Here is a 12,264-nt window from a genome sequence, read left to right as displayed (position 1 = left end):
GGGACCGTCGAGGTGACCATAGTGGTCGGGGCCGGTCGCCGGGGGAGTTCCCCCGGCGACCGGCCCCGTCAGGCTCAGGCCGAGCTGGCCTTCGCAGGCTCAGGCCTTCTTGTCACGACGACTTCGCAAGCTCAGTCGTCGATGGAGACCAAGCTGGCCTTCGCAGGCTCAGGCCTTCTTGGTCTCCCAGAAGGCTCAGGCCTTCTTGGTCTCCCAGAAGATCTCCGCGATCTCGTCGATCTTGGCGATCAGCTGGTCGGCCTTCTCCGCGTCGAAGGTGGCCTTGGTGCCGCCGCCACCCCCCGCGAGCTTGGTCGCCTCGTTGAAGAGGGTGTGCAGCTGCGGGTACTTCTCGAAGTGCGGGGCCTTGAAGTAGTCGGTCCACAGCACCCAGAGGTGGTGCTTGACCAGGTTCGAGCGCTCCTCCTTGATGAGGACCGCGCGGGTGCGGAAGTCAGGGTCGTCGTTGTCGGCGACCTTGGCGATGATGGCCTTGATCGACTCGGCCTCGTACCGGGCCTGTGCGGGGTCGTAGACGCCGCAGGGCAGGTCGCAGTGGGCCGAGACCTCGAGGGTGGGAGCGAAGAGTCGCGCGAACATTGCCGTCCTCTCAGGTGGGTGGCTCCTCCCGTGGTCGGCGGAGCCTTCGGTTGTACGGTCGTGCGGTGGAGCCGGGCGGGCCGACACGGAGGCCGGCCCCTGCTGCGACACTACTCGGCGTGTCACGTGACGCACGAGCAGGTCGCCGCGGCCCGGGACAGGTGCCCAGCATCGGCCTGGCACACGTCTCCGGCGACTCGATGAGGCCGACGCTGGCCCCCGGCGACCGGCTGCTCGTGCTCCACGGTGGAGCCCCCCGGCCGGGTCGGGTGGTGGTCGCGCGGCTGGCCGACGGGACGGTCGCGGTCAAGCGGGCGGTGGAGCGGCGTACGACGGCGTCCGGCCGTCCCGGGTGGTGGCTGCTCAGCGACGACCCGGACCGCGGTGTCGACTCCCGGCACCGAGGACCGGTCCCGGACGAGGACGTGCTGGCGGTCGTCCGCGCCCGGCTGTGGCCTCGCCCACGGCTGCTGTGACCCACACCATCGTGGACACCACCTGCCACGGTCGAGGGCTGTGCCAGAGTGGCCGACCATGGCGACACCGCACGAGACGACCGAGGCTCCCGAGGCACCGCAGGCTGCAGCACCCGACCACCCCCTTGCCGGGGACCCGGTCTTCGACCTGCACGTAGGCGGGAAGCTCGAGACGGTCTCGACGGTCGCGCTCACCGGGGCCGAGGAGCTCTCGATGGCGTACACCCCGGGTGTTGCCCGCGTCTGCACCGCCATCGCCGAGGACCCCTCGATGACCCAGCACTACACGTGGGTCCCCAACACGGTCGCGGTCGTCACCGACGGCACCGCCGTCCTCGGCCTGGGTGACATCGGCCCCGCCGCGGCGATGCCGGTGATGGAGGGCAAGGCCGTGCTGTTCAAGCAGTTCGGCAACGTCGACGCCGTCCCGATCTGCCTGGACACCACCGACACCGAGGAGATCATCGAGACCGTCGCGCGGCTCGCGCCGAGCTTCGGCGGCATCAACCTCGAGGACATCTCCGCCCCGCGCTGCTTCGAGATCGAGGACCGGCTCAAGGAGCGCCTCGACATCCCCGTCTTCCACGACGACCAGCACGGCACGGCGGTCGTGGCGCTGGCGGCGCTCAAGAACGCGCTGCGCCTGACCGGCCGCACCCCCGGCGAGACCCGCGTCGTCATCTCCGGCGCCGGTGCCGCGGGCGTCGCGGTGGCGCGCATCCTGCTCGAGGCCGGCATCACCGACCTCGCCGTCACCGACCGCAAGGGCGTGCTCAGCTCCAGCCGCGACGACCTGACGCCCATCAAGCGCGTCGTCGCCGAGCTCACCGCGGACGTGACCGGCCGATCCGGGTCGCTGGCCGACGTGCTGGTCGGCGCGGACGTCTACATCGGCGTCTCGGGCGGCACGGTGCCCGAGGAGCACGTCGCCACGATGGCCGACGACGCGATCATCTTCGGCCTGGCCAACCCGACCCCCGAGGTGCTGCCGGAGGTGGCCCACCGCCACGCCCGGGTCGTCGCGACGGGCCGTTCGGACTTCCCGAACCAGATCAACAACGTGCTGGCGTTCCCCGGCATCTTCCGCGGCGCCTTCGACGTCCGCGCGACCGCGATCACCGAGGGCATGAAGCTCGCGGCCGCCGACGCGCTGGCCGAGCTCGTGGGCGACCAGCTCGCCGAGGACTACGTCATCCCGTCGCCGTTCGACGACCGGGTCGGCCCGGCGGTCTCCTCCGCCGTCGCCGAGGCTGCGCGCCGCGACGGCGTCGCGCGGCGCTGACCGACCGCTGACCGGCTGCTGAGCCGCCGCCGAGAGGGGCACCGGACCGCCGTGCTCGCCGTCTACGCCGAACGCTTCGCACCCGACGACCCGCTCTCCGCCCTCGTGGTGGGGGAGCAGCCCGAGCCGGAGGTCCCCGACGGCTGGGCGCGGGTGCGCCTGCGCGCCGCCGCGCTCAACCACCACGACCTGTGGACCCTGCGCGGCGTGGGGATCAAGGCCGAGGCGCTGCCGATGGTGCTCGGCTGCGACGGGGCCGGCGTCGACGAGGACGGCAACGAGGTCGTCGTCCACGCGGTCATCGGCGACCCGGGCGCGGCCGACGACGAGACGCTCGACCCCGACCGCGCGATCCTGTCCGAGCGGCACTGGGGGACGTTCGCGGAGTCGGTCGTCGTGCCCCGCCGCAACCTGGTGCCGAAGCCGGCCTCGCTGTCCTTCGAGGAGGCCGCGTGCCTGCCCTCGGCCTGGCTCACGGCGTACCGCATGCTCTTCACGCAGGGCCGCTGCACGCCCGGCCAGACCGTGCTGGTGCAGGGCGCCGGCGGGGGTGTCGCCACTGCCCTGATCGTGCTGGCGCGCGCGGCCGGCCTGCGGGTGCTCGCCACCAGCCGGGACGAGGCCAAGCGGCAGCGGGCGCTGGAGATCGGCGCGCACGAGGTGTACGCCAGCGGCGAGCGGCTCCCGGTCAAGGTCGACGCCGTCATGGAGACCGTCGGGCGCGCCACCTGGTCGCACTCGGTGCGGTCGTTGAGACCCGGCGGCGCGATCGTCATCTCCGGCACCACCTCGGGCGCGCAGCCCGACGACGCCGAGCTGACCCGGATCTTCTACCGCCAGCTGCGCGTGATCGGTTCCACGATGGGCACCCGCAACGAGCTCGCCGCCCTCGTCGCGATGCTCGACGCCACCGGCGTCCGGCCGCTGGTCGACCGCGTGCTGCCACTGACCGAGGCCCGCGCGGGCTTCGAGGCGATGGCCGGCGGTGACCTGTTCGGCAAGGTGGTGTTCACGCTGTGACCGGCCCGCGGACCCACCTCGTCACCGGCGCCGGCTCCGGCATCGGCGAGGTCGTCACCCGGCGGCTGCACGAGCGCGGTGACCGCCTGGTGCTCCTCGCCCGCAACGAGCGCCGCGCGGACGACCTGGCGGCGGCGTACCCCGGCGCCGACGTCCTGGTCGCCGACCTCGCCCAGCCGGCGGGTCTCGACGGGCTCGCGCTGCCCGAGCGCCTGGACTCGGTCGTCCACGCCGCCGGGGTCGTCGAGCTCGGCACCGTCGCGGAGCTGCCGACCAGCGCCTGGATCGACCAGCTGGTCGTCAACCTGGTCGCCCCGGCCGTGCTCACGCGGCTCACGCTCCCCGCCCTGCGCGCCGCGCGCGGCACGGTCGTCCTGCTCAACTCCGGCGCCGGCATCACCGCCAAGCCCGAGTGGGGCGCCTACGCCGCCTCCAAGCACGGCCTGCGCGCCCTCGCCGACTCCCTGCGCGCCGAGGAGGCCGGCACCGGCGTGCGCGTCACCTCGGTCTTCCCCGGCCGCACCGCCACCCCGATGCAGGAGGAGGTGCACCGCCAGGAGGGCAAGGAGTACGACGCCGGCGCCTGGGTCCGCGCCGAGACCGTCGCCGAGCTGGTCCTGCACGTGCTGGACCTGCCCGCGGACGCGGTCGTGCCGGAGGTGCTCGTCCAGCCCCGCTGAGCCGGGTCGACTGGAAGAGAGGGCTGACCGGCTAGGGCTTGGAGCGCCACTGCAGGGCCCCGATGAGGACCATGCGCAGCTGGGTGCGGGCGTTCTCGGCGAGCTGCTTCTCGACGTCGGGGCGCCGCGCGTTGATGAGGATCGCCTCGGCGGTGGCGACCATCGCGGTGACGATCAGGTTGGAGAGCACCCGCAGGTCGTCGCTCGACCACTCCTCGGTGCCCGGGAGGCGGGCCAGGTCGGTGGCCAGCTCGCGCTCGCACAGCTCGATCTCGTGCCGGATCGCCTCGCGCACCGACGGCGGGCCGGCCGCGCGCTCGCGGGCGATGAACCGGAAGTGCTGCCGCTGCTGGTGGACGTGCTCGACGAGGATCGACACCGAAGAGTCGACGATGTCGGCGAAGCCGCCCGCCGCGCCCTCGCCACGGCGTACGTCCCGCAGCATCGCGCGCAGCGACACGAACGACTCGTCGACCAGCGCGAGGCCGAGCGCCTCGATCGACTCGAAGTGCCGGTAGAACGCGGTCGGCACGATGCCGACCTCCTTGGCGACCTGGCGCAGGGAGAGGGCGACCAGGGAGCTGTCCTCGCACAGGTGCAGCGCCGCGTCCAGGATCGCGCGGCGGGTGCGCTCCTTGCGCTCGACCCTCGTCTCGGTCACGTACCCATCGTAGCCCTCGTCACACCGCCGGTGGACGTGTGTGCACCCTCACCCGGTCAGACCTTGACCAGCCCCATCGATTCTCGGCAACCTGATAGTGCACAGTCGTTCACCGAAGCAGTTCATCGAACCCGTGCCACCCACGAAGGAGCAACCTCATGGGGCTCGCCACCTCCGCCCTGCGCAGCCGCACGCTCGCCGCGCTCACGTCGCCGCACGGCGTCGACCGCTACCTCGAGCTCGTCAACCCGATGTGGGCCGCGCACGAGGTCCGGGCCCGCGTCGTCGACGTGCACCGCGAGGTCGACGTGCCCGGCCACCCGCCGGTCGCCACGATCACCCTCCAGCCCACCTCGACCTGGCGCGGCCACCGGGCCGGGCAGCACGTCCAGGTCGGCGTGGAGATCGACGGCGCCCGCCGCACGACCCGGGTCTTCACCATCTCCAGCCCCGACAGCCGCCCCGGCGACCGGTTCACGATCACGCTGCGCGCCAACCCCGAAGGGCTCGTCTCGCGCTACCTCGTCGAGCGGGCCCGGCCGGGCACCATGGTCCATCTCTCGCAGGCCCAGGGGGAGTTCGTGCTCCCGGACGCGGTGCCGGAGCGGATCCTGCTCATCTCCGGCGGCTCCGGCATCACGCCGGTCATGTCGATGCTGCGCTCGCTGCAGCGCCGCACCCACCGCGGGCACGTGACGTTCCTGCACTACGCCCAGAGCCCGGAGCACCAGATCTTCGCCGCGGAGCTCGACGAGGTCCGGCGGTCCGGCCACGGCATCGACGTCAAGCTGCTGCACCCCGAGCTCGGCGACCCGGCCCTGTCGCCGGCGTACCTCGAGCGGCACGTCCCCGGCTACCGCGACGTGCCCACGTGGGCCTGCGGTCCGGCGCCGCTGATCGAGGCGGTCAAGGGCGCGTACGCCGACTCGCCGGCGCTCCGCCTGGAGTACTTCAAGCCGCCGAGGGTCGCCGGGTCCGACGCGGCCGAGGGCGACGTCGTCTTCAGCCGCTCCGGCGCCTCCGGCGCGAACACCGGCGACACGCTGCTCGACCAGGCCGAGGCGCTCGGGCTGACACCCGAGTCCGGCTGCCGGATGGGCATCTGCTTCTCCTGCGTCTCCCGCAAGAGCGAGGGGACCGTGCGCAACGTGCTCACCGGCGAGGAGTCCTCGCTGCCGGACGAGGACATCCGGATCTGCGTCTCCGCCCCCGTCGGCGACTGCACCGTCGACCTCTGACCACCCTCCCGAACCTGCCTCCGCACCCGCCGAGAGGAACACCATGACCGCCACCCAACACATCACCACCGAGACCGCCGAGACCACTGCCACCACCGACGCCCCGGGCGCCCCGGAGAGCACGGCGACCATCTTCGGCCGGCTCACCCCCGAGCAGCTCGAGTCGTTCGGCGAGGAGATGGACGCCATCCGCCAGCGCGTCCTCGCCGACCTCGGCGAGGCCGACGCGACGTACATCCGCAACGTCGTGAAGGCGCAGCGCGCCTTCGAGACGGCCGGCCGCGCGCTGTTCTACCTGCCGCCGGCCTGGCCGCTCGCCGTCGCCTCGCTCAGCGTGTCCAAGATCCTCGACAACATGGAGATCGGGCACAACGTCATGCACGGCCAGTACGACTGGATGGGCGACCCCGGCCTCAGCTCGCGGATGTACGAGTGGGACAACGTGTGCCCCAGCGAGCAGTGGAAGTACAGCCACAACTACATCCACCACACCTACACCAACATCCTCGGCAAGGACCGCGACATCGGCTACGGCGTCCTCCGGATGGACGAGGACCAGCCGTGGCACCCCTACTACCTCGGCAACCCGCTCTATGCGTTCCTGCTGATGGTGTTCTTCGAGTGGGGCGTGGCGATGCACGACCTCGAGGTCGAGAACCTCGTCGCCGGCAAGCGCAAGATCGAGGACAACAAGGCCCTCCACGCCGGCATCATGCGCAAGGTCAGGCGTCAGGCCGTCAAGGACTACCTGCTGTTCCCGGCACTCACCGGCCCGTTGTTCCCGCTGACCTTCGCCGGCAACGCCACCGCCAACCTGGTGCGCAACGTGTGGGCGTTCAACATCATCTTCTGCGGCCACTTCCCGGCCGGCGTCGCGACCTTCTCCCAGGAGGAGTGCGAGGACGAGAGCCGTGGCCAGTGGTACTTCCGCCAGCTCCTCGGCTCCGCCAACATCACCGGCGGCAAGCTCTTCCACCTCATGACCGGCAACCTCAGCCACCAGATCGAGCACCACCTCTTCCCCGACCTGCCGGCGCGCCGCTACCCGCAGGTCGCCGAGGAGGTCCGCGAGATCTGCGAGCGCTACGAGCTGCCGTACAACACCGGTCCGCTCGGCAAGCAGCTGTTCAGCGTCGCGAAGAAGATCTGCCGGTTCGCGCTGCCGGACCGCAAGCGCGAGGACGCAGCCGCGGCGCCGGAGTCCGAGACCACCTTGGCCGCCTGAGGCGCCGGGGACACACTGGACCCATGACCGACCACCTCAGCAAGGCCGAGATCCGCAAGGACGCCGTGCAGGGTGCGGTCGAGGCGACCGCGACCGCCGTGGGCGAGGTCGCCACGATCCTCACCCGCGCGGTCCGCGACGTCGCCGGCGCCCTCGGCGGCCTGGCCACCGAGGTCTTCGAACTCCGCGACGCCGCCCGTCGCGCGTCCCTCGAGTCCACCGACCGGCCCCCGGAGCTCTCTCAGGACTGAACCGAGCGACCGCACGGCTTCGACGGCATGAGCGTCAGCCGAAGGACATCCGGAAGTCACGCATGCGGAAGGACGCGATGGCGCGGCGGCCGGCGAGCCAGCCGAGGGGGCCGTCGGGGTCGAACTCCCAGGCGCCCCAGCACGGCATCGCCTTCGCGCTGCCCTGAAGGGTCGCGCGGCGCTCCTCGCCGTCGGTGTCGGCGATGCCCGGCTGCCACGTCTGGCCCTTGAACGGGACCCGCGGCACGACCCGGGCCGCGTCGGTGAAGCGCGCGCTGGCGATCGGTCGACGGTCGAGCGTCGCGCTCCACTCGGTGCGGGCGAACGGGCCGCGGTACTCCGACTCCAGCCGGAAGTCGCACAGCCCCTTCGGGATCGCCCACAGCTCACGGCCGCCGGCGACCGACGCGGGGGAGTCGACCCAGATGTCGGTGATGCTGACCCGGCGACCCTTCGAGCCCGGCGCCTTCACGGGGCGGGCGACGAGCAGCTCTGAGTAGGTGAGGGGGCTCGGCTCCTCGTAGGACACGAACGCCGCGCCGTACACCCCGGCCGGCCGCAGGTCGTCGACCTTCGTCGGCACGCGGAACAGGGAGAGGAACAGCGACCCGGTCATCTGCCACGGCGCCGCCGGGTACGCCGTGGTGTCGGCCGGGGCCGCGGGGGTGGGGGAGGAGGGCTCGGTCACCCGCTGATCATCCCCCTCAGTCCTCGGGGTCGTCCAGCCTCGCGAGCCACGTGGCGAGACGCTCCACGGCGGTCTCGAACTCCGGGTGGGTGTCGGTGAACGCCTGCAGCTGCTCGGCCAGCCACGCGAACGTGACCTCCTCGTCGCCGCGGCGCCGCTCGAGCTCCTCGATGCCTCGGTCGGTGAAGTACATCGTCCTCTCCTCGTGTGCTCTGTCCTGGTTGCGGAGCGGCCCCGGAGCCGTGCCGCGGAACGCGAGCGGCCCGCGCCCGTTGCCGGACGCGGGCCACCCCGGATGCGTGTCGGTCAGGCAAACGCCTGCGCGAGCAGCTCCTTCTGCTCGGCCTGGTGCCGCTTGACGGTGCCGACGGCGGGCGAGGAGGAGGCGGGCCGGGTCACCGGCACGACCTTCGCGTCGACCTCGGGCCACACGTTGAGCTGGTAGTGCGGCCACGGGCCCATGTTGCGCGGCTCGTCCTGCACCCAGCGCACCTCCTTGAGGTTGGGGTACCGCGCGATCTCGGCCTTGATGTCGTCGGTCGGGCGCGGGTAGAGCTGCTCCACGCGGCCGATGGCGAACCGCTCGCCCTGCTCCTGCTTGCCGCGCTCGACCATGAGGTCCCAGGTCACGCGGCCCGAGCACAGCAGCAGCGTGTCGACCTTGTCCGGGTCGGCATCGGCGTCGCCGACGAACGGGCGGAACGTGCCCTCGGTGAACTCCGCCGGCTGCGAGGCCGCCTCCTTGCGCTTGAGCATCGACTTCGGCGTGAAGACGATGAGCGGGCGGTGCCGCTCGCCCAGCGAGTGCTGGCGCAGGAGGTGGAAGTACGACGCCGGGCTGCTCGGCTGGGCGACGACGAACGCCTCGTCGGCGGCCATCGTCAGGAACCGCTCGATCCGGGCGGAGGAGTGGTCCGCGCCCTGGCCCTCGTAGCCGTGCGGCAGCAGCAGCACGACACCCGACTGCTGGTTCCACTTGCTCTCGCCGGCGGTGATGAACTCGTCGATGACGGTCTGCGCGCCGTTGACGAAGTCACCGAACTGCGCCTCCCACAGCACGAGCGCCTCGGGACGGGCCACCGAGTAGCCGTACTCGAAGCCGAGCGCGGCGTACTCCGAGAGCAGCGAGTCGTAGACGTGGAACTTCGCCTGGTCCTCGGTGAGCGAGCTCAGCGGGGTCCACTCGTCGGCGTTGGTGCGGTCGATGATCGTCGCGAAGCGCTGCACGAACGTGCCGCGGCGCGAGTCCTGGCCGGCCAGGCGGACCGGGCGGCCGTCCATGAGCAGCGAGCCGAAGGCGAGGATCTCGCCGGTGCCCCAGTCGATCGGGCCGTCGGTGATCGCCTGCGCCCGGCGCTGCAGCTGCGGCATCACCTTCGGGTGGACGGTGAAGCCCTCCGGCGGCGTGGTGTAGGCGTCGGAGATCCGCTTCAGGACCTCCTGCGAGATCGCGGTGCTCGCCTCGCCGGCCGGCTTGTCCGGGTAGTCCGGCACGGTCGTCCACTCCGACGGCTGCGTGCTGGCCTCGCGGACCTCGGTGAAGACCCGCTCGAGCTGCTGCTGGTAGTCGCGCAGGACCTGCTCGGCCTCCTCGATCGTGATGTCGCCACGACCGATGAGGGACTCGGTGTAGAGCTTGCGCACCGAGCGCTTCTGCTCGATGAGGTCGTACATGAGCGGCTGGGTGTACGACGGGTCGTCGCCCTCGTTGTGGCCGCGGCGGCGGTAGCAGACGAGGTCGATGACGACGTCCTTGTTGAACGCCTGGCGGTACTCGAAGGCGAGTCGCGCGACCCGGATGCAGGCCTCGGGGTCGTCGCCGTTGACGTGGAAGATCGGCGCCTGGACCATGCGCGCCACGTCCGTGGCGTACAGCGAGGACCGTGAGGAGCCCGGCGAGGTCGTGAAGCCGACCTGGTTGTTGACGATCACGTGGATCGTGCCGCCGGTGCGGTAGCCGCGCAGCTGGGAGAGGTTGAGCGTCTCGGCCACGACGCCCTGGCCCGCGAACGCCGCGTCGCCGTGGACGAGCAGCGGCAGCACGGGGTACTCCGGACCGCGGTCGAGCACGTCCTGCTTGGCGCGCGCGATGCCCTCGAGCACCGGGTCGACCGCCTCGAGGTGCGACGGGTTCGCGGCCACGGACACGTTGATCTTGTGGCCCGAGCCGGCCTCGAACTCGCCCTCGGCGCCGAGGTGGTACTTCACGTCGCCGGAGCCCTGGACCGTGCGCGGGTCGATGTTGCCCTCGAACTCGCGGAAGATCTGGGAGTACTTCTTGCCCACGATGTTGGCCAGCACGTTGAGGCGACCGCGGTGGGCCATGCCGATCGTGACCTCGTCGAGGTCGGCCTGGGCGGCGGCCTCGCAGATCTCGTCGATGACCGGGATCGTGGTCTCGCCGCCCTCGAGGGAGAACCGCTTCTGACCGACGAACTTCGTCTGCAGGAAGGTCTCGAACGCCTCGGCCTGGTTGAGCTTCAGCAGGATCCGCAGCTGCTCCTCGCGCGGCGGCTTCTGGTGCGGCTGCTCGACGCGCTCCTGGATCCACTGCCGCTGCTCGGGGTCCATGATGTGCATGTACTCGATGCCGGTGGTGCGGCAGTAGGAGTCGCGCAGCGTGCCCAGGATGTGGCGCAGCTTCATGAAGCGCCGGCCCTCGCCGCCGAAGGAGCCGGTGGGGAACTCGCGGTCGAGGTCCCACAGCGTCAGGCCGTGGGACTCGATGCGCAGGTCGGGGTGGCTGCGCTGGCGGTACTCCAGCGGGTCGGTGTCGGCCATCAGGTGGCCGCGCACGCGGTAGGCGTGGATCAGCTCGAGGATCCGGGCCTGCTTGTCGATCTCGTCGTCGTGGGAGGCCGAGACGTCGGCGTTCCAGCGGATCGGCTCGTAGGGGATGCGCAGCGAGCGGAAGATCTCGTCGTAGAAGCCGTCCTGGCCCAGGAGGTACCTGGCGACCTGGCCGAGGAACTCGCCGGACTGCGCGCCCTGGATGACGCGGTGGTCGTAGGTCGAGGTCATCGTCAGGATGCGGGAGATCGCGTTGCGCGCGATCGTCTCCTCGGAGGCGCCCTGGAACTCCGGCGGGTAGTCCATCGAGCCGACGCCGATGATCGCCGCCTGGCCCTTCATCAGGCGCGGGACCGAGTTGTTGGTCCCCAGTCCGCCGACGTTGGTGAGGCTGACGGTCGTGCCGGAGTAGTCCTCCATCGTCAGCTTGTTGTTCTTCGCCTTGCGGACGATGTCCTCGTAGGCGGTCCAGAACTGCGCGAAGTCCATCGACTCGCAGGCCTTGATCGACGGCGCGACCAGCTGGCGGGTGCCGTCCGCCTTGACCTGGTCGATCGCGAGGCCGAGGTTGATGTGCGCCGGCGTCACCATGGTCGGCTTGCCGTCGATCTCGTCGTAGGTGTTGTTCATCGCCGGCTGCGCCTTGATCGCCTTGATGATCGCGTAGCCGATGAGGTGGGTGAACGACACCTTGCCGCCGCGCGCGCGCTCGAGGTGGCCGTTGATGACGATCCGGTTGTCCCACAGCAGCTTGACCGGGATGTTGCGCACCGACGTCGCCGTCGGGACCGACAGCGAGATGTCCATGTTCTTCGCCGTGGCGCCCGCGATGCCGCGGAGCACGGTGTACGACGGCTCGTCGCTCGCCTGGGCGGGCTCGGCGGGGCGCTTCTCCTTGGGCTCGGGGGAGGAGGTGCCCTTGGCCGGCTCGGCGGCCTTGCTCTCCGGCCGCGGCGTCGCCTTCGGCTCGGTCTTCTTCTCGGCCTCCTGCTGGGGGGCCTGCTTCTGTGCCTGCTTCTGTGCCTGCTTCGGCTCGGCGGCCTGCTTCGGGGTCTCCTTCTTCGAGGCCTCTCGCTTCGGCTGGGCCTTGGTCTCGGTCTTCACCGACGCGCTGTTCGAGGAGCCGTTGCTCGACCCGTTCGACGAGCCGTTGCCGCCGCCGTTGCGGAAGTACTCCACCCACCGCGGATCGACGCTCGCGGGGTCCTTCTCGTACTGCTCGTGCATCGCCTCGACGAGCCACTCGTTGGCTCCGAAGTCAGCGGGTGGCTCCGAGCCGGTGGAACGGTCGGAGGACGGGTTGCCAGAGGACTGCGGCACGACTTGCTTCGCCTCTTCCAAAGTGAGCGCGCG

12 protein-coding genes are annotated in these 12,264 nt (G+C 71.2%); 7 read left to right on the top strand and 5 right to left on the bottom strand.

Annotation, left to right across the window (positions count from 1 at the left end; genetic code table 11):
• Positions 1-195 precede the first annotated feature (195 nt).
• Positions 196-600 (bottom strand): superoxide dismutase, Ni, encoded by a 405-nt coding sequence (sodN, locus tag H7344_RS10650; RefSeq protein WP_166193909.1) that lies wholly within the window; start codon positions 598-600, stop codon positions 196-198.
• 119 nt (positions 601-719) lie between these two features.
• Here sodN and H7344_RS10645 point away from each other — a divergent pair, with 119 nt between their 5' ends.
• The 4 genes from H7344_RS10645 to H7344_RS10630 are packed head-to-tail and all read left to right on the top strand — an operon-like array spanning position 720 to position 4,058.
• Positions 720-1,076, top strand: coding sequence for a S24 family peptidase (locus H7344_RS10645; protein WP_229707138.1), 357 nt, complete (start codon positions 720-722; stop codon positions 1,074-1,076).
• 58 nt (positions 1,077-1,134) lie between these two features.
• Positions 1,135-2,358: an NAD(P)-dependent malic enzyme gene (locus H7344_RS10640; protein ID WP_186346011.1), complete on the top strand. Its 1,224-nt coding sequence runs from the start codon at positions 1,135-1,137 to the stop codon at positions 2,356-2,358.
• A gap of 51 nt (positions 2,359-2,409) precedes the next feature.
• A complete protein-coding gene (locus tag H7344_RS10635; RefSeq protein WP_186346010.1) occupies positions 2,410-3,378 on the top strand; it encodes a zinc-binding dehydrogenase in 969 nt (322 codons plus the stop codon).
• On the top strand, positions 3,375-4,058 hold the full coding sequence (locus H7344_RS10630; RefSeq protein WP_186346009.1) for an SDR family oxidoreductase: 684 nt from the start codon (positions 3,375-3,377) through the stop codon (positions 4,056-4,058). The genes H7344_RS10635 and H7344_RS10630 overlap by 4 nt, the downstream gene beginning before the upstream one ends.
• A 31-nt stretch (positions 4,059-4,089) precedes the next feature.
• Here the strand turns inward: H7344_RS10630 and H7344_RS10625 are convergent, their stop codons facing one another.
• Entirely contained in the window at positions 4,090-4,719 is a 630-nt protein-coding gene (locus H7344_RS10625) for a TetR family transcriptional regulator (protein ID WP_186346008.1), read from the bottom strand.
• A gap of 158 nt (positions 4,720-4,877) precedes the next feature.
• Here H7344_RS10625 and H7344_RS10620 point away from each other — a divergent pair, with 158 nt between their 5' ends.
• From H7344_RS10620 to H7344_RS10610, 3 genes are read left to right on the top strand one after another with little or no spacing between them, the layout of a single operon-like run.
• Positions 4,878-5,957 (top strand): ferredoxin reductase, encoded by a 1,080-nt coding sequence (locus H7344_RS10620; protein WP_186346007.1) that lies wholly within the window; start codon positions 4,878-4,880, stop codon positions 5,955-5,957.
• 43 nt (positions 5,958-6,000) lie between these two features.
• Positions 6,001-7,182, top strand: coding sequence for a fatty acid desaturase family protein (locus tag H7344_RS10615; RefSeq protein WP_186346006.1), 1,182 nt, complete (start codon positions 6,001-6,003; stop codon positions 7,180-7,182).
• Between the two features lie 23 nt (positions 7,183-7,205).
• Positions 7,206-7,433 carry a hypothetical protein gene (locus tag H7344_RS10610; protein ID WP_186346005.1) on the top strand — a complete coding sequence of 76 codons (228 nt, stop codon included), beginning with the start codon at positions 7,206-7,208 and terminating at the stop codon, positions 7,431-7,433.
• A gap of 34 nt (positions 7,434-7,467) precedes the next feature.
• Here H7344_RS10610 and H7344_RS10605 read toward each other — a convergent pair whose 3' ends face one another.
• The 3 genes from H7344_RS10605 to H7344_RS10595 all read right to left on the bottom strand — a co-directional run bounded on the left by H7344_RS10605 (position 7,468) and on the right by H7344_RS10595 (position 12,231).
• Positions 7,468-8,121: an acetoacetate decarboxylase family protein gene (locus H7344_RS10605; RefSeq protein ID WP_186346004.1), complete on the bottom strand. Its 654-nt coding sequence runs from the start codon at positions 8,119-8,121 to the stop codon at positions 7,468-7,470.
• Between the two features lie 16 nt (positions 8,122-8,137).
• Complete coding sequence (locus H7344_RS10600; RefSeq protein WP_166193936.1) at positions 8,138-8,314, bottom strand: DUF6104 family protein; 177 nt, start codon at positions 8,312-8,314, stop codon at positions 8,138-8,140.
• Positions 8,315-8,427: 113 nt separating this feature from the next.
• Positions 8,428-12,231 (bottom strand): multifunctional oxoglutarate decarboxylase/oxoglutarate dehydrogenase thiamine pyrophosphate-binding subunit/dihydrolipoyllysine-residue succinyltransferase subunit, encoded by a 3,804-nt coding sequence (locus H7344_RS10595; protein ID WP_186346003.1) that lies wholly within the window; start codon positions 12,229-12,231, stop codon positions 8,428-8,430.
• Between the last annotated feature and the right edge of the window lie 33 nt (positions 12,232-12,264).

Origin of the sequence: Nocardioides deserti, from assembly GCF_014266025.1 — a bacterium.
GTDB classification, from domain to species: Bacteria; Actinomycetota; Actinomycetes; order Propionibacteriales; family Nocardioidaceae; genus Nocardioides; species Nocardioides deserti.
The sequence above is the reverse complement of the archived record's forward strand: the minus strand, read 5'-3'. Positions and strand labels throughout refer to the sequence as shown.